The organism is Nonomuraea sp. NEAU-A123 (assembly GCF_018603905.1).
Classification (GTDB): domain Bacteria; phylum Actinomycetota; class Actinomycetes; order Streptosporangiales; family Streptosporangiaceae; genus Nonomuraea.
Genome location: NZ_JAHFZZ010000039.1, coordinates 1 through 19,276, shown reverse-complemented (window position 1 = coordinate 19,276; position 19,276 = coordinate 1). Strand labels below are relative to the sequence as shown.

The 19,276-nt window shown below is 69.4% G+C and carries 20 protein-coding genes; 11 read left to right on the top strand and 9 right to left on the bottom strand.

Annotated features, from left to right (window positions below):
- Nucleotides 1-109 precede the first annotated feature (109 nt).
- The 5 genes from iolC to KLK06_RS56110 are packed head-to-tail and all read left to right on the top strand — an operon-like array spanning nucleotide 110 to nucleotide 5,317.
- Nucleotides 110-1,033 carry a 5-dehydro-2-deoxygluconokinase gene (iolC, locus tag KLK06_RS56130; protein WP_214644099.1) on the top strand — a complete coding sequence of 308 codons (924 nt, stop codon included), beginning with the start codon at nucleotides 110-112 and terminating at the stop codon, nucleotides 1,031-1,033.
- Nucleotides 1,030-1,935 carry a deoxyribose-phosphate aldolase gene (locus KLK06_RS56125; protein WP_214644098.1) on the top strand — a complete coding sequence of 302 codons (906 nt, stop codon included), beginning with the start codon at nucleotides 1,030-1,032 and terminating at the stop codon, nucleotides 1,933-1,935. The genes iolC and KLK06_RS56125 overlap by 4 nt, the downstream gene beginning before the upstream one ends.
- On the top strand, nucleotides 1,932-2,771 hold the full coding sequence (iolB, locus tag KLK06_RS56120) for a 5-deoxy-glucuronate isomerase (RefSeq protein WP_214644097.1): 840 nt from the start codon (nucleotides 1,932-1,934) through the stop codon (nucleotides 2,769-2,771). The genes KLK06_RS56125 and iolB overlap by 4 nt, the downstream gene beginning before the upstream one ends.
- The gene (gene iolD / locus KLK06_RS56115; protein WP_214644096.1) at nucleotides 2,768-4,624 is read left to right on the top strand and encodes a 3D-(3,5/4)-trihydroxycyclohexane-1,2-dione acylhydrolase (decyclizing); all 1,857 of its coding nucleotides are present in this window, start codon (nucleotides 2,768-2,770) and stop codon (nucleotides 4,622-4,624) included. The genes iolB and iolD overlap by 4 nt, the downstream gene beginning before the upstream one ends.
- A gap of 39 nt (nucleotides 4,625-4,663) precedes the next feature.
- Nucleotides 4,664-5,317 carry an HAD family hydrolase gene (locus tag KLK06_RS56110; RefSeq protein ID WP_214644095.1) on the top strand — a complete coding sequence of 218 codons (654 nt, stop codon included), beginning with the start codon at nucleotides 4,664-4,666 and terminating at the stop codon, nucleotides 5,315-5,317.
- A gap of 1 nt (nucleotide 5,318) precedes the next feature.
- On the opposite strand, the gene KLK06_RS56105 is transcribed toward KLK06_RS56110, so the two are convergent.
- Nucleotides 5,319-5,867 (bottom strand): DivIVA domain-containing protein, encoded by a 549-nt coding sequence (locus tag KLK06_RS56105; protein ID WP_214644094.1) that lies wholly within the window; start codon nucleotides 5,865-5,867, stop codon nucleotides 5,319-5,321.
- A 140-nt stretch (nucleotides 5,868-6,007) separates the two neighbouring features.
- Between KLK06_RS56105 and KLK06_RS56100 the strand changes: the two genes are divergently transcribed.
- The 3 genes from KLK06_RS56100 (at nucleotide 6,008) to KLK06_RS56090 (ending at nucleotide 8,122) form a co-directional block, all read left to right on the top strand.
- Nucleotides 6,008-6,670, top strand: coding sequence for an ATP-binding cassette domain-containing protein (locus KLK06_RS56100; RefSeq protein ID WP_250907580.1), 663 nt, complete (start codon nucleotides 6,008-6,010; stop codon nucleotides 6,668-6,670).
- Complete coding sequence (locus tag KLK06_RS56095) at nucleotides 6,667-7,338, top strand: hypothetical protein (protein WP_214644092.1); 672 nt, start codon at nucleotides 6,667-6,669, stop codon at nucleotides 7,336-7,338. Before KLK06_RS56100 ends, KLK06_RS56095 begins: the two co-directional genes overlap by 4 nt.
- Nucleotides 7,339-7,420: 82 nt before the next feature.
- Nucleotides 7,421-8,122, top strand: a complete 702-nt coding sequence (locus KLK06_RS56090; RefSeq protein WP_214644091.1) for a GDSL-type esterase/lipase family protein — start codon at nucleotides 7,421-7,423, stop codon at nucleotides 8,120-8,122.
- Between the two features lies 1 nt (nucleotide 8,123).
- Here the strand turns inward: KLK06_RS56090 and rlmN are convergent, their stop codons facing one another.
- A complete protein-coding gene (rlmN, locus tag KLK06_RS56085) occupies nucleotides 8,124-9,224 on the bottom strand; it encodes a 23S rRNA (adenine(2503)-C(2))-methyltransferase RlmN (RefSeq protein WP_214644090.1) in 1,101 nt (366 codons plus the stop codon).
- A 132-nt stretch (nucleotides 9,225-9,356) separates the two neighbouring features.
- Here rlmN and KLK06_RS56080 point away from each other — a divergent pair, with 132 nt between their 5' ends.
- On the top strand, nucleotides 9,357-10,379 hold the full coding sequence (locus KLK06_RS56080; RefSeq protein WP_214644089.1) for a suppressor of fused domain protein: 1,023 nt from the start codon (nucleotides 9,357-9,359) through the stop codon (nucleotides 10,377-10,379).
- A 31-nt stretch (nucleotides 10,380-10,410) separates the two neighbouring features.
- Here KLK06_RS56080 and KLK06_RS56075 read toward each other — a convergent pair whose 3' ends face one another.
- The 6 genes from KLK06_RS56075 to KLK06_RS56050 form a co-directional block, all read right to left on the bottom strand.
- On the bottom strand, nucleotides 10,411-11,250 hold the full coding sequence (locus KLK06_RS56075) for a phosphatidate cytidylyltransferase (protein WP_308168974.1): 840 nt from the start codon (nucleotides 11,248-11,250) through the stop codon (nucleotides 10,411-10,413).
- A gap of 70 nt (nucleotides 11,251-11,320) precedes the next feature.
- The gene (frr, locus tag KLK06_RS56070) at nucleotides 11,321-11,878 is read right to left on the bottom strand and encodes a ribosome recycling factor (RefSeq protein WP_214644087.1); all 558 of its coding nucleotides are present in this window, start codon (nucleotides 11,876-11,878) and stop codon (nucleotides 11,321-11,323) included.
- Nucleotides 11,879-11,921: 43 nt separating this feature from the next.
- Nucleotides 11,922-12,620 carry a UMP kinase gene (gene pyrH / locus KLK06_RS56065; protein WP_250907579.1) on the bottom strand — a complete coding sequence of 233 codons (699 nt, stop codon included), beginning with the start codon at nucleotides 12,618-12,620 and terminating at the stop codon, nucleotides 11,922-11,924.
- Nucleotides 12,621-12,743: 123 nt separating this feature from the next.
- Entirely contained in the window at nucleotides 12,744-13,577 is an 834-nt protein-coding gene (gene tsf, locus KLK06_RS56060) for a translation elongation factor Ts (protein ID WP_214644085.1), read from the bottom strand.
- A gap of 292 nt (nucleotides 13,578-13,869) precedes the next feature.
- Nucleotides 13,870-14,847 carry a 30S ribosomal protein S2 gene (gene rpsB, locus KLK06_RS56055; RefSeq protein WP_214644084.1) on the bottom strand — a complete coding sequence of 326 codons (978 nt, stop codon included), beginning with the start codon at nucleotides 14,845-14,847 and terminating at the stop codon, nucleotides 13,870-13,872.
- A 219-nt stretch (nucleotides 14,848-15,066) separates the two neighbouring features.
- Nucleotides 15,067-15,681, bottom strand: coding sequence for a helix-turn-helix domain-containing protein (locus KLK06_RS56050; protein WP_214644083.1), 615 nt, complete (start codon nucleotides 15,679-15,681; stop codon nucleotides 15,067-15,069).
- 684 nt (nucleotides 15,682-16,365) lie between these two features.
- On the opposite strand from KLK06_RS56050, the gene KLK06_RS56045 reads away from it, so the two are divergent.
- Complete coding sequence (locus tag KLK06_RS56045) at nucleotides 16,366-17,745, top strand: MFS transporter (protein WP_214644082.1); 1,380 nt, start codon at nucleotides 16,366-16,368, stop codon at nucleotides 17,743-17,745.
- A gap of 18 nt (nucleotides 17,746-17,763) precedes the next feature.
- On the opposite strand, the gene KLK06_RS56040 is transcribed toward KLK06_RS56045, so the two are convergent.
- Nucleotides 17,764-18,237, bottom strand: coding sequence for a GNAT family N-acetyltransferase (locus tag KLK06_RS56040; protein WP_374197210.1), 474 nt, complete (start codon nucleotides 18,235-18,237; stop codon nucleotides 17,764-17,766).
- 132 nt (nucleotides 18,238-18,369) lie between these two features.
- On the opposite strand from KLK06_RS56040, the gene KLK06_RS63415 reads away from it, so the two are divergent.
- On the top strand, nucleotides 18,370-19,276 hold a 907-nt coding region (locus tag KLK06_RS63415; protein ID WP_374197209.1), incomplete at its 3' end, for a peptidoglycan DD-metalloendopeptidase family protein.

The following is a 19,276-nucleotide window of genomic DNA, read 5'->3' as shown; positions in this document are numbered from 1 at the left end:
GACCCGGCCATAAGGGATTCGGTCGGGGCACAATCTCCGACATAGCGGACATCCGAATGTCATGACAATATGCCTTAGTAGGCAATAAGGCTCCGTCTCTGGAGGTGCGTTGTACGACCTGATCACGATCGGGCGCTCCGGCGTCGACGTCTATCCGCTGCAGACCGGCGTGGGACTGGCCCACGTCGAGACCTTCGGTAAGTTCCTCGGCGGGAGCCCGACAAACGTCGCGGTCGCGGCCGCGCGCCACGGGCTGCGCGCCGCGGTGATCACCGCGGTGGGCGCCGACCCCTTCGGAGAGTTCGTCCGGCAGGCGATCCGCGGGTTCGGCGTGGACGACTCCTTCGTGGCCACCGTCGACGGCCCTCCGACGCCCGTCACGTTCTGCGAGATCTTCCCGCCTGACGACTTCCCGCTCTACTTCTACCGGGGCGAGCATCCGCCGGACCTGCAGCTGACCGCCGAGTCGCTGGACCTGGCCGCGATCCGGGACACGAAGGTGTTCTGGTTCACCGGCACCGGTCTGAGCCAGGAGCCGAGCCGTGCCGCGCACGCCGCCGCGCTGGCCGCGCGCACGTCCGGCTGGACCGTGTTCGACCTGGACCACCGCCCGATGCTCTGGGAGTCGCCCGAGGCCTCCCAGGAGGCGGTACGCCAGGCGCTCCCGCACGCCAACGTGGCCGTCGGCAACCTCGACGAGGTGGAGAACGCGGTCGGCACCCGCGACCCGGAGGCGGCCGCGCAGGCGCTGCTCGACGCCGGGATGCGCGTCGCGATCGTCAAGATGGGCCCGCACGGGGTGCTGGCCCGCGGCAAGGACGAGTACGCCGTGGTGGAGCCGGTCAAGATCGACGTGGTGAACGGCATCGGCGCGGGCGACGCGTTCGGCGGCGCCGTGTGCCTGGGGCTGCTCCGCGGCTGGCCGCTGGAGCGTACGATCCGCTTCGCCAACGCGGCCGGCGCCTTCGTGGCCGCCCGCCTGGCCTGCGCCGACGCGATGCCCACGACTGACGAGGTGCTGGCACTCCTATGAGCGACATCACGCTGCCCCGAGCCGCCCGCTACGACCATCTGACCGACATCCGGGCCACCAGGCCGGAGGAGATCGAGCGCGCCGCCGCCCGGCGGCAGCGGCGCGGGCTGCCGAGCGAGGGCGAGCGCCTGCTGATCATCGCGGCCGACCATCCGGCCCGCGGCTCGCTGGCCGTCCGCGACCGGCCGCTGGCCATGGCCAGCCGCACCGATCTGCTCGACCGGCTCCAGACGGCGCTGGCCAGGCCCGGCGTCGACGGCATCCTGGCCTCCCCCGACGTGCTGGAGGACCTGCTGCTGCTCGGTGCGCTGGAGGACAAGCTGGCCTTCGGCTCGATGAACCGGGGCGGCCTGCAGGGCTCGGTGTTCGAGCTGGACGACCGGTTCACCGGTTTCGACGCGGCCGCCATCGACGCCATGCGCCTCGACGGCGGCAAGATGCTCTGCCGCATCGATCCGACCGACCACGCGACGGTCGCCACGCTGGAGTCGTGCGCCCACGCGGTCAGCGACCTGGCCCGCAGGCGGCTGCTGGCGATGGTCGAGCCGTTCTGGTCGGCGCGCACGGAGACGGGTGTCCTGCGCAACGACCTGTCGCCCGACGCGGTCATCAGGTCGATCAGCGTCTCCCAGGCGCTCGGCACCACCTCCGCCTACACCTGGCTGAAGATCCCGGTGGTCGCCGAGATGGAACGCGTCATGGCCGCCACCACGCTGCCCGCGCTGCTGCTCGGCGGCGACCCGCCCGACATCGACGCGGCCTACGCAAGCTGGGACCGCGCGCTGCGCCTGCCGGGCGTGCGCGGGCTCGTCATCGGCCGCGCGCTGCTCTACCCTCCGGACGACGACGTCGCCGGCGCCGTGGACGGCGCGGCCGCCCTGGTTCGAGAGGTGCGCTCATGACCTACCTTCCCTACGGCAAGGCCGCCAGCAGGCCGTGGTCGGTGGAGATCACGCCCTCCTTGGCCGGCTGGACCTACTCGGGGCTGCGCGTGGCCCACCTCGGCGGCGACCCGGTCTCCTTCTCGACCGGCGAGGAGGAGATGCTGGTCCTGCCGCTGTCGGGCTCGTGCACGGTGACGTGCGGTGCCGAGCGGTTCGAGCTGACGGGCCGCGCGTCGGTGTTCGCCAGCCCCTCCGATTTCGCCTATATCCCGATTTCTACTGATGTGACGGTGGAGGGATCGGGACAGATCGCGTTCCCGTCCGCTCGGGCGACCCGGCGACTGGCTCCCCGGTACGTCCCGGCCTCGGCGGTGCCGGTCGAGATCCGCGGCGCGGGCCAGGCCAGCCGCCAGGTGAACAACTTCTGCGCCCCCGGCGTCTTCGAGTGCGACAAGCTCGTGGCCGTGGAGGTGCTCACGCCGGGCGGCAACTGGTCCTCCTATCCCCCGCACAAGCACGACACCCTCCATGAGGGTGAGGCCGTGCTCGAGGAGATCTACTACTTCGAGGTGGCCGGCGACGGCCTGGGTTACCAGCGCGTCTACAGCTCCGAGCGGGGCCAGATCGACACGCTGGCCGAGGTCTCGTCCGGTGACGTGGTGCTGGTGCCGTACGGCTACCACGGCCCGTCGATGGCCGCGCCCGGCTACGACCTGTACTACCTGAACGTCCTGGCCGGTCCCGCCGACGAGCGGTCGATGGCGTTCTGCGACGACCCCCGGCACGCCTGGATCCGCTCCTCCTGGGAAGGCCAGGACATCGACCCGAGACTGCCCTTCGGGAGGACTTCATGACCCGCTTGACCGTGGCGCAGGCCGTGGTGCGTTTCCTGGCCCGGCAGTGGAGCGAGCGCGACGGGGTCGAGCACCGGCTGTTCGGCGGCTGCTTCGGCATCTTCGGCCACGGCAACGTGGCCGGGCTCGGCCAGGCGCTGGCCACCTCGACCGAGGACCTGCCCTACCGCCTGAGCCGCAACGAGCAGGCGATGGTGCACACGGCCGCCGCCTACGCGCGGGCCAGCAACCGGCTGTCCACCCTGGCCTGCACCACCTCGATCGGGCCCGGCGCCACCAACATGATCACCGGCGCGGCCGGCGCGACGATCAACCGCCTGCCCGTGCTGCTGCTGCCCGGCGACGTGTTCTCCACCCGGGTCGCCAATCCGGTGCTCCAGGAGCTCGAAGACCCCCGCTCCTATGACATCTCGGTCAACGACTGCTTCAAGCCGGTGTCGCGCTACTGGGACCGGATCAACCGGGCCGAACAGCTCCCCTCGGCGCTGCTGGCCGCCATGCGGGTGCTCACCGACCCGGCCGACACGGGCGCGGTGACGCTGGCGCTGCCCCAGGACGTCCAGGCCGAGGCGTACGACTGGCCGGACGAGCTGTTCGAACGCCGCCTCTGGCACGTGCCGCGACCACGCCCCGAGCGGGCGGCCCTGACGCGGGCGGCCGAGCTGATCAAGTCCGCGAGCCGGCCGCTGATCATCGCCGGTGGCGGGGTGATCTACAGCGAGGCCACGGCCGAGCTGCGGGCCTTCGCCGAGACGTACGGCATCCCGGTCGCCGAGACGCAGGCGGGCAAGGGCGCGCTGCCGTACGGGCATCCGCTCGCGATGGGCGCGGTCGGCACGACCGGCACCACCGCAGCCAACGCGCTGGCCCGCGAGGCCGACCTGATCATCGGCGTCGGCACCCGCTACAGCGACTTCACCACGGCCTCCCGCTCGCTCTTCGCGGCCGAGACGCGGTTCGTCAACCTGAACATCACCGGCTTCGACGCGGCCAAGCTCTCGGGGCTCCAGGTGGTGGCCGACGCCCGCGAGGGCCTGACCGAGCTGGCCGGGGCCTGCGCGGGCTGGAGCACCACGGAGTCCTACCGCTCGCGCGCCGCCGAGCTGTCGGCCGCCTGGGACGCGGTGGTCGACGAGGCGTACGCGCTGGACGGCCGGCCGATCCCGCAGTCGGCCGTGATCGGCGCGGTCAACGCAGCGGCCGGCGACGACGGCGTGGTGGTCTGCGCGGCCGGTTCGATGCCCGGCGACCTGCACAAGCTCTGGCGGCCGAGCGGTCCCGGCAGTTATCACGTGGAGTACGGCTACTCCTGCATGGGCTACGAGATCGCCGGCGGGCTGGGCGTCAAGATGGCCGTCCCCGACCGTGAGGTCTTCGTCATGGTGGGTGACGGCTCCTACCTGATGATGGCCCAGGAGCTGGTCACGGCCGTCGCCGAGGGCGTCAAGCTGATCGTGGTGCTGGTGGACAACTCCGGCTTCGCCTCGATCGGCCGCCTCTCTACGAGCGTGGGCGCCGAACGGCTCGGCACCTCGTACGCCTACCGGGGCTCCGGCCGCTACGACGGCGCCGGCCTGCCGGTGGACCTCGCCGCGAACGCGGCCAGCCTCGGCGCCACGGTGCTGCGGCCCGACACGCTGACCGACTTCCGCAAGGCGCTGGAGGCCGCCCGCGCGGCCGAGGAGACGACCGTCGTCTACGTCCGTGCCGACCCCCTGCTGGACAGCCCGTCCTCGGAGGCGTGGTGGGACGTCCCGGTCGCCGAGGTCTCCGCCGTGCCGGAAGGCCGGGCGCTCCGCGCTTCGTACGAGTCCGACAAGAGCGCCCAGAAGCCGCACATCACGCCCGGCTGACCAGGTGGCCGGAGATCGCCATGCCCCATGATGGGAGGCATGAAATGGGTAACGTTCGACTGTTTCGGCACGCTCGTCGACTGGCGGCACGGCATCTCCACCAGCGCCGACCTGGTGGCTCCCGGTCAGGGAGCGCGGCTGCTGGCGGCCTACATCCGGCACGAAGCCGTGGTCCAGGAGGAGTCACCCGGCCTGCGCTACCGCCAGGTGATGGCGGAGTCGCTGCGCCGGGCGTGCGCTCAGGAGGGCGTGGCGCTGGGCGATGAGGACGTCTCGGTGCTGGCCGCCACGATCCCGTACTGGCCGGTCTTCCCCGAGGTGGGCGCGGAGCTGTCGGCGCTGCGGGTGGCCGGCTGGCACCTGGCGCTGCTCACCAACTGCGACCGGGACCTCATCGCCGAGACGCAGCGGCGGCTGCCGGTGCCGTTCGACGCGGTGGTGACCTCCGAGGACGTGGGCGCCTACAAGCCGGCCGACGCGCACTTCGACCGGTTCAGGCGGGTGCACGCGCCCGACCCGTGGGTGCATGTGGCGCAGAGCTACATGCACGACATGGAGCCGGCGCACCGGCTGGGCATCAGCCGGGTCTGGATCAACCGGCAGGCCGAACGGCCGAAGGACCCGTCGATCCTGCACGAGGTGCTGCCCGACCTGGGCGGGCTGCTGTCCGTCGTGGAGAAGGCCGCCCGTTGAGTCAGGAGCGCTGTTCCAGGACGTCGGCGATGCCCGCCAGGAACGAGTCGACGTCCGCGATCAGGTAGCCGGGCCGCAGCAGCACGGTCGAGAACTTCGCCTCGCGGACGTTCTTGGCCGTCACCGGGTAGTCGGTGGTGCCGCGCAGCGTGGCCACGATCCGGTCCAGGAAGGCGTCGATCTCGTCCTCGTTGTAGCCCGTGCCCATCCGCCCGGGCCGGAAGGCCACCCGCTCCACCCGCGCCGCCTGCGTCTCGAACCACTCCTCGCGCAGCATCTCGCCGGTCGGCTCGGTCATGGCCAGCCGTACGGGGCTCTTGGCCCGCGTCTCCAGCGCCACCACGAACGCCTCCAACGCGAAGTCCACCGCGGTCTCCTGATAGCCGCCGCGTTTGGCCCGGAACGTCGCCCTGCGCACATCGTCGGCCGTGACCTGCTCTAATTCGCGCGGTCCCCTGCCCAGCGTCGCCTCGATGCGCCCGATCAGGGCGTCGACCTCGACCGGGTCATAGCCTGAACGCATGCCCATGACGCGTGGAAAGCGATTCAAGCTCACTCCTTCTGCGGTGTGCTGGGGCTACTCATATTGTGGGGCTCTTTATCCCGCCAAGACGCATTGAGATATACCGTTACCGCACCATGCGATTGTCAAAGGTCTCTTTCCGTTATCGAAGACGTGACCCTTCCGTCATGAAGGACGTGGACGCGCACCTCGATCCCGGTGACGTGATCGAGGTCGCCGGCGTCAACGGTGCGGGCAAGTCCACGCTGCTCCGCCTGCTGGCCGGGCTCACCCAGCCGTCGTCGGGCACGATCACCGAGCGCCCGGCCGTGGTCGGCTTCGCCCCCGACCGCTTCCCGATGGAGCAGCCCTTCACGGTCACCAGCTATCTGCGCCACATGTCCCGCGTACGCGGCGGCGCGCGCTGGGAGCCCTGGGCGGAGCGCCTCGGCATGGCCCACCTGCTCGGGCTGCGGTTGGGCGAGTTATCGAAAGGCAGTGCCCACAAGGTCGGGCTGACCCAGGCGCTGATGTGCGACCCCGGCCTGCTCATCCTGGACGAGCCGTTCGCGGGACTCGACGCCGACACCCGCGAGGCGCTCCCGTCCATCGTCACCGAACTCTCGGAGGGCGGCGCCATCGTGGTGGTCAGCGACCACCAGGGCGGCCTGCGTCATCTTCCCTCCATCAGGCACTGGACCGTGGTGGACGGCAGGGTCAAGGAGGGTACGGTCGGGCAGCGGGCGACCGTACGCGTGGATCTGCCGGCGGACGAGGTCCGGTCGTTCATCGCCAGGATGCGTGACGAGGGCTACCGGGTGCACGACATCGTCACCGAGGAGCAGCCATGATCGCGTTGACCGTGTTCCGCGTCGCCGCCTACATCCGGTCTCACCGCGTCTACCAGGCGCTGCTGTTCATGCTCGTGCTGGTCGCGATCGTCTACGGCAGCCGCGCGCCCAAGGGCGCCGAGACCTCCGTCCTCACGGACGCCGTGGTGCTGGCGATCCCGATCCTGGCCTGGTCCAGCAGGAGTCTGCTCGACACCGAGCCCGACCAGCAGCGGGCCCTGTCGGAGATCAGCGTGGGCGGCTGGCTGCGCGAGCTGGGCGCGGGCCTGCTCGCGGCGCTCGTGACGTCGCTGGTGCTGGTCGCGCTGACCCTGGGCTGGGGGCTGGCGCTCGGCGTCAGCGCCGCCCCGGCGCCCGGGGAGTTCGCCGCCATCCTGGCGTTGTCCGGCATCGCCGCGCTGGCCGGCGTCGTGTTCGGCGCGCTCACCAGCCGGGTGATCCTGCGCTCCCCCGCGATCTCCATCATCGCTCTGCTGCTGGGCTTCCTGGCCATGCTGGTGCTCAGCGCCTCGCCCTTGTACTGGCTCACGATCCCGCTCGTCTCCTGGATGAAGTCCGCGAACTCCGCCGAGCTGACGGCCCGGCTGCCCGAACTCGCGGCCATCTCGCTGACGTGGTGCCTGCTCGGCCTGGCCTGCTACGCGTGGCTGCGCCGTACCAGACCCTGAAAGGACTCTCAGGGAACGTCACACGCTTCTCTTTGAGCCACTAGGTTAGTGAGTACTCACCCACCTATGAGGAGCAGGCGTTATGAAGGTGATCTGTGTAGGCGACAGCATCACGCGTGGTCAGGTCAGCGGAAACTATGTGAAGCTGCTGGAGTCCAGGCTGCCGGACAGCACGATGATCAACGCGGGCGTCAACTACGACGTCTCCGCACATGTGCTCGACCGGCTCTCCGAGGTCATCGACCAGGACCCCGACGTGATCACCGTGCTCATCGGCACCAACGACGCCACCGCCACGCTCGGCGAGCAGACCGCCCAGAAGCTACGCGACCGGTGGAAGCTCGCCGAAGACCCGAACTCCGACAGGTACGCGGCGAACCTCGCGGCCATCACCACCCGGCTCAAGGACGAGACGCGGGCGCGGATCGCGCTGCTCTCCCCGCCGGTGCTCGGCGAGGACCTCGACTCCGTGGCGCTGCGGCGGACCTCGGAGTTCGGGGAGATCGTGCGCAAGGTCGCGGCCGAGCAGTTCGTGACCTACCTTCCGCTCAACGAGCAGATGGTTGCGTACCTGGAGAAGGCGGACCACACACCGCGCGTCCACTACCGGGCGGACAGCCTGCTGGCGCCTACCGCCGCGATGCAGCACTTCTTTCTCGGGCGCCGCTTCGACGCGATCTCCAAGAGCCGCGGCCTGCTGCTGACCACCGACACCGTCCACCTGAACAGCCGGGGCGCCGGGATGATCGCGGACCTGATCGAGGGGTTCGTCCGCTCTACCTGAGCTACTCGGCGGCGGCGAGCTGGCCGCAGGCGCCGTCGATCTCGCGGCCGCGGGTGTCACGGACGGTCACCGGCACGCCGTGGAACTCGAGGCGGCGCACAAACGCCCGCTCGTCCTCCGGCCGGGAGGCGGTCCACTTGGAGCCGGGCGTCGGGTTGAGCGGGATCAGGTTGACGTGCACCAGCTTGTTGCGTACGAGCTTGCCGAGCAGGTCGGCCCGCCACTCCTGGTCGTTGATGTCCTTGATCAGCGCGTACTCGATCGAGACCCGCCGCTTCGTCTTGGCCGCGTACGCCCAGGCGGCGTCGAGCACCTCCGACACCTTCCAGCGCGTGTTGATCGGCACCAGCGTGTCGCGCAGCTCGTCGTCGGGCGCGTGCAGGGACAGCGCGAGCGTCACCGGCAGGCCCTCGTCGGCGAGCTTGGCGATGGCGGGCACCAGGCCGACCGTGGAGACCGTGACGCCGCGCGCCGAGATGCCGAGACCGTGCGGGGCGGGCTCCACCATGCGGCGCACGGCCCCGATGACCTGCTTGTAGTTGGCCAGCGGCTCGCCCATGCCCATGAAGACCACGTTGTTCACCCGGCCCGGACCGCCGGGCACGTCGCCCGCCGCCAGCGCGCGGGCGCCGGAGACCACCTGCTCGACGATCTCGGCGGTGGACATGTTGCGGGTCAGCCCGGCCTGGCCCGTCGCGCAGAACGGGCAGTTCATGCCACAGCCGGCCTGCGATGACACACACATCGTCACTCGGTCGGGATAACGCATGAGCACCGACTCGACCAGCGCGCCGTCGAAGAGCCGCCACAGCGTCTTACGGGTGGTGCCGCCGTCGGTGGTCAGCTCCTTGACCGGGGTGAGCAGCGACGGCAGCAGCACCGACAGCTTGTCGCGGGCCGCCGCGGGCAGGTCGGTCATAGCGTGCACGTCGGCGTTCAGGCGCTCGAAGTAATGGCGGGAGAGCTGGTCGGCGCGGAACGCCTTCTCGCCGAGCTCGGCCACCGCGGCGCGCCGGTCAGCCATGGACAGGTCCGCCAGGTGCCGAGCCGGCTTGGCCCTGCGCGGCGCGACGAAGGTGAGCTGACCTGGCTGCTGGGACACGTTTCTGCCTTTGCTTGGGTGGTTACCGACCAGGGTAGTGAACGCTCGGCTCCCAAGTGACATTCCATGAGGGAGCTCCCGGTGCCGGTAGCCCTCGCATGAGGTTGGGGGCCGATCTAGAGTGCATCTCGTATGGCGATTTTCCGGTCGGCGTCTGGCGAGGGGCAGACCGAGGTCGTCCTCACCGCCGGCAACCCGTACGGCAGCCGAACGCTCGTGGTCGAGCGGGACGAGGACGCCTCGGTAGCTTACCTGTGCTCGCCCGACGGCGCCGTGCACGGCGCCGTGTGGCTGGCCAACCACCGTCCCGCACCCCCGGTCGTCGATCTGGCCCGGCTCAACTCCGGGCTGCCGCCGCTCATGCCCAGGGCCAACACCACCCACCCGGCCGGGCGCCGGCCGCTCGGGCAGCTCACCGCGCTGTGGTTCGAGGAGGGCGACGGGGTCGCGGTGTACGAGGACGACGACCTGCTGGCGGTCATCCCCGGGTGGGCCGACATGAGCAGGGGGATGCCCGGCTACGCCCGTGACGCCGTGGGCGAGACGCCGTTCGCCTGGGCGCTGTCCGAGGCGCTCGAAGGGCTGCGGCCGCGTATCTCCAACGCCAGATCCTACTGGCGGTGGCGCTATGGGGGTGGGTCCTGGGCGTCGTTCCAGGAGTTCGTCATGGGGCATCTGGAGCGGACGCTCGGGCCCGCGGGCCGCTACTGGGACGCGAGCGGGGAGCGGTTGCCGACCATCGGCATCAGCGAGCGGCCGCCGTACGGGCATCGGGAGTTCACGGTGCTGTCGACGGTCGGGATGAGCTGCCAGCGGATGCCCACTGTGGAGCAGTGGATCGACCGGCCGGGCGCGTACGCCCGGATCGAGCTGGCCGTGGCGACCCGCGAGGATCCGCGCGAGGCGGCGCTGCTGCTCGTGTGGCTGTCGCAGTATCCGTGGCACTCGGTCACGTGGCTGGGGCACGGGCACACGGCCAAGTGGTATCACGAGCCGGCCACGTTCCCGTTGGGCCCGCAGTACTCGGGGGTGGTGATGGTGGCCAACCCACCCGCCATGCCTGATTTATCAGGATTCGCCTTCGGGGGTGAGGCCGTCCGCTGGCTCTGGCTGCAGCCGGTCACCACTGAGGCGATGGAGGAACAACACCACTAGCGTCGGGCGGACGCGTTCGTGTGAGGGTGCGTCAGAAGAACAGTGTCATCAGCAGCCAGACCGGCACCAGCGTGGTCACCAGCGAGTCGAGCCGGTCCATGAGGCCGCCGTGGCCCGGCAGGATCGAGCCCAGGTCCTTGATGCCGAGATCGCGCTTGATCATCGACTCGATCAGGTCGCCGACGGTCGCCAGCAGCGCCGCGAGCGCGCCGATCAGGGCGCCCTGCCAGAACTGCCCGCCCATGAGCCAGTTCACCAGCCAGGCTCCCACCACGACGCACGCGATGACGGACCCGGCCAGCCCCTCCCAGGTCTTCTTGGGGCTGATGACGGTCATCTGGTGCTTACCGAACAGCACGCCCGCGATGTAGCCGCCGATGTCGCTGGCCACGGTCACCGCGATGAAGATGACCACCCGCTCCCGGCCGTCGCCCGGCGCCAGCAGCAGCGCCGCGAACCCGGCCAACAGCGGCGGATAGACCAGAATGAACACCGAGGCAGTCGCGTCACGCACGTATCCGGCGGTGCCGGCGCTGAACATCCGCCAGATCAGCAGCACGAAGACGACCACCACGAACGCGCCGAGCAGCCAGACGGGCCCACCCCAGTAGGCGCCGGCAAACATCGCCACCATGCCGCCCAGCACGGGCACGGTCGGCACCTTGATGCCGCGGCTGCCGAACGCCTGGGTCAGCTCCACCACTCCGACGCCCACGGCACCCACCAGCACCAGGAGAAAGAGCTCCTTGACGGTGTAGAGCGTGCCGATGACCAGCGCGCCCAACCCCACGCCCACCGCTATCGCGGCAGGGAGGTTCCGTCCGGTACGGCTGCCGCCGCTCGGGCTGGAGCCAGCCGTACGTTCTTCCACAGAGTCTCTTCCCTGGGCCTTCCCTGTGCCACGGCCCCCGCCACCGGGCGAGGGCCGTGCGGCGCGCCGCTCAGACCTCGAGCAGCTCGGCTTCCTTGTGCTTGAGCAGATCGTCGATCTTGGCGACATGCTTCTGGGTGATGTCGTCAAGCTCCTTCTCCGCGCGGCGGACCTCGTCCTCGCCCGCCTCTCCGTCCTTGATCATCTTGTCGAGGATCTCTTTGGCGGAGCGGCGGATGTTGCGCACGGACACCTTGGCGTGCTCGCCCTTGTTCCTGGCGACCTTGATGTACTCCTTGCGCCGGTCCTCCGACAGCTCGGGGAACGACACGCGGATCACCGCCCCGTCATTGCCGGGGTTGACGCCCAGGTCGGAGTCACGGATCGCCTTCTCGATCGCAGACATCGAGCCCTTGTCGTAGGGCTGAATGATGATCATGCGGGCCTCGGGTACATGGAACGAGGCCAACTGCTGGATCGGGGTCGGCGTGCCGTAGTACTCGGCATTGATCTTGTTGAACATCGAAGGGGTGACCCGGCCCGTCCGGATGCTCGCGAAGTCCTCCTTCGCGACCGTAACGGCCTTGTCCATCTTTTCCTCGGCTTCGAGGAGGGTTTCGTCGATCACAGCGGCTCCCTGTCTTCTAGCTGGCGATGTCGGGCGCACTCCCTCATTTGCCTGCGGGACTCACCAGCGTGCCGATTTTCTCACCGCGGACCGCTCGCAGGATGTTGCCCTCGCCCATCAAGTCGAAGACGACGATCGGGAGGTCGTTGTCCTTGCACAGACTGATCGCGGTGGCGTCCATGACCTGGAGGTCGCGGATCAGCACCTCGCCGTAGTCGAGGTGGTCGAACCTGACCGCGTCGGGATTCTTCCGCGGGTCGGAGTCGTAGACCCCGTCCACCTGCGTACCCTTGAGCAGCGCCTCGGCGCCGATCTCCAGGGCGCGCTGGGACGCCGCGGTGTCGGTGGAGAAGAACGGCGAGCCGAGCCCGGCGCCGAAGATGACCACGCGCTGCTTCTCCAGGTGCCTGATCGCGCGGCGCGGCAGGAACGGCTCGGCGACCTGCTGCATGGTGATGGCGGTCTGCACGCGGGTCTCGACGCCCCGCCGCTCCAGGAAGTCCTGCAGCGCGAGACAGTTGATGACCGTGCCCAGCATGCCCATGTAATCGGCGCGAGCGCGGTCGATGCCCTGCTCGGACAGCGCCGCGCCGCGGAACATGTTGCCGCCGCCGACCACCACCGCCACCTGCACACCTTCGCGTACGGCCTCGGCGATCGAGTCGGCGAGGTGATCGACCACCAGCGGGTCGATCCCCAGTGGCTCGCCACCGGCGAACGCCTCACCTGACAGCTTCAGCATGACCCGCTTCCACCGGAGCGGGCTCTGATACGAAGAAGCCGCCGACGTAGCTGGCTCCTGGTTCTCCTGCACGGCGGCGGCCTCCCTCTTAGGCGGTTCGATGGGCTGGAATTTCGTTCAAGCCTAAGCCTGGCCGACCTTGAAGCGAACGAACGCCAGCACCTCGGTGCCGTTCTCCTCGGCGTACTTGCCGACGGTCTTCTTGTTGTCCTTGACGAACGCCTGCTGGAGCAGGGTGAAGTCCTTGTACCAGCCGTTGACGCGGCCCTCGACGATCTTGCCGATGGCGGCCTCGGGCTTGCCCTCCTCGCGCGTCATCTCCTCGAAGAGCTTGCGCTCCTTGTCGACGACGTCAGCGGGCACGGCCGCGGCGTTGAGGTACTGCGGGGCCATCGCGGCGGCGTGCTGCGCGATGTCCTTGGCGACCTCGGCGTTCGGCTTGTCCAGCTGGACCAGCACGCCGACGGCCGGCGGCAGCGCCGGGTCGGTGCGGTGCATGTAGGCGCCGACGTAACCGCCCTCCAGCACCGCGAAGCGGCGGATCTCGATCTTCTCGCCCAGCGCGACGTTGGCCTCGTCGAGGTGCTCCTTGACGGTCTTGCCGTCGAACGAGGACTCGAGCAGCGCCGCCACATCGGCCGGCTTGCTGGCCAGGATGTGCGCGACGACCTGACCGGCCAGCTCCTGGAAGCGCTCGGCCTTGGCCACGAAGTCGGTCTCGCAGTTGAGCTCCAGCAGCGCCGCGGCGGAGTCGCCGTCCTGCTTGAGCGCGACCAGGCCGTTGGAGGCGGTGCGCGCCTCGCGCTTGCCCACGTCCTTGGCGCCCTTGAGGCGCAGCAGCTCGATGGCGCGGTCGATGTCGCCGTCAGCCTCTTCGAGCGCCTTCTTGCAGGACATCATGCCGGCAGCGGTGATCTCGCGAAGCCGCTTGACGTCGGCCATGTTCACGGAAGCCATTGCTTTTTCCTTGTGGGATTTCGTCGTGGATCGGGTGGTGTCGGCGATCCGGCGCCCACCCTATGGTTCGTACGGCCGGCGGCTGCCGTACAGGAGCTCGGGTTCTTACCGGGCAGCAGCCCTGCCGTTCGCGGCCTTGCCCGGCTCTTCCGGCCCTGCCCGGCGGCGGGGTGTTCACCCCGCCGCCGGGTTCAGCCTCTGCGGTTCGGCTTGGCCGCGCTCGGCCCCTGCGAGTCTCCTCGCTGGGCCGCGCGGCTGCTCGTCGCCTCGGCATTACCCGAGGCGTGAGCGATCAGGCCTGCTGCTGCTCGGTCTCGCCCTCGGCGGCGGCCGGAGCGGCCTCAGCCGGGACCTCAGCCTCAGCCGTGACCTCAGCCTCGACCTCAGCCGGAGCCTCAACCTCGGTGGCGGCCTCAGCCTCAGGGGCAGCGACCTCGGCCTCGGGAGCGGCAGCCTCAGCGGCCTCAGCAGCGGGCTCAGGGGCGGCCTGCTCAGCGGTGCCCTGCTCGATGAGCTCGCGCTCCCACTCGGCCAGCGGCTCGGCGGCAGCGGGCTTCTCGTCACCACGGGCGGCGCCCGAACGGGCCATCAGACCGGCCGCGACACCATCGGCGACGACCCTGGTCAGCAGGCCGACGGCGCGGATGGCGTCGTCGTTGCCGGGGATCGGGTAGTCGACCTCGTCGGGGTCGCAGTTGGTGTCGAGGATCGCGACGACAGGGATGCCAAGCTTCTTGGCCTCGCTGATCGCGATGTGCTCCTTCTTGGTGTCGACGATCCACACCGCGCTGGGCACGCGGCCCATGTCACGGATGCCGCCGAGCGTGCGCTCGAGCTTGTCCTTCTCGCGCCGGCGCATGAGGAGCTCCTTCTTGGTGAGCCCGGATGCGGCGACGTTGTCGAAGTCGAGCTCCTCGAGCTCCTTCAGGCGCTGAAGCCTCTTGTGCACGGTGGAGAAGTTGGTGAGCATGCCACCCAGCCAGCGCTGGTTGACGTACGGCATGCCGACGCGAGCCGCCTGCTCGGAGATCGCTTCCTGCGCCTGCTTCTTGGTGCCGATGAACAGGATCGTGCCGCCGTGAGCGACAGTCTCCTTGACGAAGTCGTAGGCACGGTCAATGAAGGACAGCGACTTCTGCAGGTCGATGATGTAGATGCCGTTGCGCTCAGTGAAGATGAAACGCTTCATCTTCGGGTTCCAGCGGCGCGTCTGGTGCCCGAAGTGAACGCCGCTCTCGAGCAGCTGTCGCATGGTGACGACGGGGGCCATGTGCTGGTCCTCCAGGTCTGTGCGCCCATGCGGGTGGGCGCAGTTCTCGGTTGTGACGCGGCAGCCCAGTGGCTGCCGCCCTGATGCCCCGAAACCGCTCCAGCCGAGCCGTGGCTCGGACCGAGGGCGCGGTCCGCGATGAGGCATGCGAAGTCGGCCTGTGATAGCAGGCCACCCAAAAGTCTACCTCCCACGCCGCCCCGGCCTGACCGTTGCGGGTCAGCCCGCGTCGTGGTCCTCCGTGGGCAGCCCCGGTGCCGCCCTCCTCACATGCGGGAAAAGGTTGACCTGGGCCTCGGCGATCCTCGCACCGGGAGGCGCCGCCCCCTCATCGCGGCTGCGCGCCAGGTACGGCTCGAACAGCTTCTCGACCTCCACATTGAGCCGCGCCATCTCGTCGGCGTCGAGCCTCAGCATCAGGCGGCTGAACGTGGTCACCGCGCGCCACTCCTCGGGCTCCTGGTCGATGTTCTCCAGCGCCCGCCGGGCCTCTTCGTCCGCTTCCCTGCGGAACGCCTGGATCAGCAGGTTCTTGGCCTCCCGCACCTCCGGCTGATCGCCGGGCTGCACGCCGACCGACAGGGGCGTACCCACCGGCTTCCAGACCCGCTCCCGCCCATCACCGCGCGGCGGCGCATCCTCCACGAATCCGTACTTGGCCAGCATGCGCAGGTGATAGCTGGCGGCACTCGGGGTGATGCCGGCGACCTCGGCGACCTCGGTGGCGGTGGCACTGCCCTCGACGCCCAGGCGATTCAGGATCGCCAGCCGGGCCGGGTGCGCCAGAGCCCGCATCGCCTTGGGGTCGCTGAGGCTCTCCCTCTCCCGCGTCATGGCCCAAAGGTACCCGGAAGAGACGTGAAGCATTGCCTTCATAACTCTGAAGGGTTACTTTCATAGTTATGAAGCATTCCCTTCACAAATAGGAGCCCTCCCATGCCCACCCCCATCCCGCCCACCCCCACTCCGAACAGCACCACTCCGTACGGCGCCGTCCCGTCCACCCCCGTCCTGCCCACCGCCACTCCGGACGGCGCTGTCCCGTCCACCGCGGCTCCCTCCACCCCCGCTCCGTCCGCCGCCGTCCCGCCCACCGCCACTCCGGACGGCACCGCGCGTCCGCTCAACAGCTCCCCGGGCCACCCGCACTCTCCTGTCCACCCGCATGACCACTCTGGCCACGCCGCATCTGGTCAGAGAGCCGCGGGACCCGCCCCGCACCGCGACATGCCTGCTCCTTCCTCGTCCCGTGACGTGGCCTCATCACCCGACATGGCCACCATCACCTCACCCCATGGCACGACCGACTCTTCACCACCGCATGACACGACGGCCCTGTCGCCACCTCGGGACACCACGCTCCCTGCCCCACCGCATGACACGACTGTCCCCGCTCCGCCCTGCGACACGAAGGCCCCTTCTCCATCCCTTGGCACGGCGGCACTCCCCACCCCACCCCAGAGCACGGCAGCCCCCTCTCCACCCCAGAGCACGGCGGTCCCTCCCCCACCCCGCGACATGGCCTTCTCCGAGGATCCTCCGTCGGCGCCAAACCTCGCCCCACTCCGCAGTCAGCGCGACTATCGACTGCTCTGGACGGCCCGCACCATCTCCATCACCGGCTCCGAGGTGTCCAAGCTGGCCGTCCCACTAACCGCCGTCACCCTCCTCGCCGCCTCCCCCATGGAAATGGGCCTGCTCACAGCCGCCGCCTCACTGCCCGCCCTGCTCCTCGGCCTCCAGTCAGGCGCGATCGCCGACCGCCTCTCCCGCCACCGCCCGCTCATGATCGCCTGCGAACTCGTCTCCTGCGCCGCCGCGTTGACGGTCCCCCTCGCCTGGCTCCTCGGCGTACTCAACGCCCTATGGCTGATCGTCGTCGCCCTGGTCATCGGCTCAGCAGGCGTACTCTTCAAGGCCGCGAACTTCCCCCACGTAGCCGCGGTCGTCTCCCCCGAACAGCGAACAGAGGCGATGGCAGGCTTCCACGCCTCCTATTCGGTCGCCTCAGTCGGCGGCCCCGGCCTGGCCGGACTCCTCGTACAACTCCTGACGGCCCCACTGGCGGTGCTCGCGGAGGCACTGTCGTTCCTGGCCTCCGCACTGCTGCTGCGCTCGATCCGCACCCCGGAGCAGAACGAGCCCGCCCCCTCGCGAGGCATGTGGCGTGACGTGATTGAAGGGCTCCACGCCAGCATCACCCACCCCGTCCTACGCGCCCTCCTCGGCGCAGGCGTCACCATCAACTTCTTCGCCATGGCCTATACGGCCGTGTACATGCTCTACATGGTGAACACCCTCGGCATCCCCCGGGGCCTCATCGGCGCCCTCATCGCCCTCGGCGGCGTCGGCGGCCTCCTGGGCGCCTGGATCACCACCCGCGCCGCCAAACGCTACGGCGAGAACCGCGTACTGCTCGTCTCCGTACTCTTCTTCCCGATCGAAATCCTGGCCGTGGGCCTGCTCAACGGCCCCCTCTGGTGGAAACTGACCCTGCTCACGCTCACCGGCACGATCACGGGCGGCGTGGTGGTCGCGTTCGCCACCTGCATGGGCGCGATCGTCCTACGCGAAACCGCCCCCGAACTCCGCGGCCGCGTCAACGCCACCCTGACCTTCGCCGTACAGGGGGTCATGGCCCTGGGCAGCCTCGCAGGCGGCGCGCTGGCCGAGTTCGCGGGCCTGCGTCCCGTCATCATCATCTCCGCGGCCGGCATCGCGCTCAGCACGATCTGGATCTGGACCTCTCCCCTGCGCCCCCACCGTCAGCGCCGCTTGTCGGATCCCACAGGTCCGACGCCGCCCCAGCTCTCCCCCGGCTTCCCGACGACCTACACCCGTTTCGCATGGCTAGGCACGACCGCCCGCTCAGCTAGACGCAACCGCTCGCTTGTATAGACACAACCACTCGCTCGGCTAGATCAACTCGCCCGCCAACAGATCCATCAGCAGCCCGTCGTGAAACTCCCCAGTCGCCGGATCCCGCTCATAAGCCCTCATGATCCCCACCCGCTTGAATCCCACGCGCTCGTAGGCGTTGATGGCGACCGTGTTGTGCGCAGCAGGATCAATCGTCAGCCGGTGATGCCCCCGCCCCTCAATCAACCATCGCGCCAACGTGCGAACAGCTTCCTGACCGAATCCGCATCCATGCCACTGAGGTCCGAGGAAAATGTCGATCCCCGAACTGCGATACATCGGATCCTCCACCTCCTCGTACTGAATCGCCCCGATCACTTCACCGCCGACCGTGATGGCCAGCATGTCGTCGAACTCATCGACAGGCCCCCACCACCGAGCCACCTCAGGCGTCCCAACGATCTCCCGCAACCGCGCCTCGTCGTCCCGTACAACGTCCCGCAGGACCACCCGAGATCCACGTAGCTCAATCATGCCGCCTCCCCAACCCCGCCCGGCCCCAATGCCAGCGGTTATCCACAGCCTTACCGTCCCGCACCCCCTTCCTCCACAGAATTACGTTCACCCCTCCGACGACCCCCCGCCCTCCCACAAACTCACCGCATGCCCACTCACCCCACCTCCGATTCCCCATCCCCACTCACCCACCTAAAGCCCGATCCGCGATCTCCATGCACTCACCCAAACCCCCACCCGCCATCCCCGTGTGCTCACCGAAACCCTCACCCGCCACCCCCATGCACTCACTCAAACCCCCACCCGCCATCCCCGGGTGCTCACCCAGAGCCCCAGCCACCATCCCCCTTCACCCATCCCAGTCCCAACTCCCCGCTCCCCTCCCCCCACCAAAACTCCACAATCCGCCCTTGTCCCCCCGACGCCAGCACGCCGACCCATCCCCCGCCAACGAACTCCCATCGGCGAGTGGCGCCCTCAGGCCCGCTGGCCCTTCTGGCCACCCTCCTCGCCTTCGCCATCCCCTTGACACCCGCAAGCCCCGCTACCGCGGACCGTCCCACCTGGCGATGGCCGCTGGACGGACACCCCAGAAATCTCCGCCACTTCACACCCCCACCCGAGCCATGGCTGTCAGGCCACCGAGGCATCGACCTCGCCGCCGCCCCCACCACACCTGTCGTAGCCGCAGGCCCAGGCATCGTCCGCTTCGCCGGCCCCCTCGCCGGTCGCGGTGTGGTCACCGTCGAACACGCGAACGGCCTACGCACGACGTATCTGCCCGTCAACGCATCAGTACGCCAAGACCAACGCGTAACGCCCGGCACCCGCCTCGGATTCATCGAACCCCCAACAGGCCACTGCCGCGAATCCTGCCTCCACTGGGGCCTCCTGCGCGGCACCCACTACCTCAACCCTCTGGTCCTCCTAGGCCGAGCCCACATCCGCCTACTCCCGTACTGGAACTTGGATGCCCCTGACGCTCTGGCCGGCACGGGCAGCACGGGCAGCACGGGCAGCACGGGCAGCACGGGCAGCACGGGCAGCACGGGCA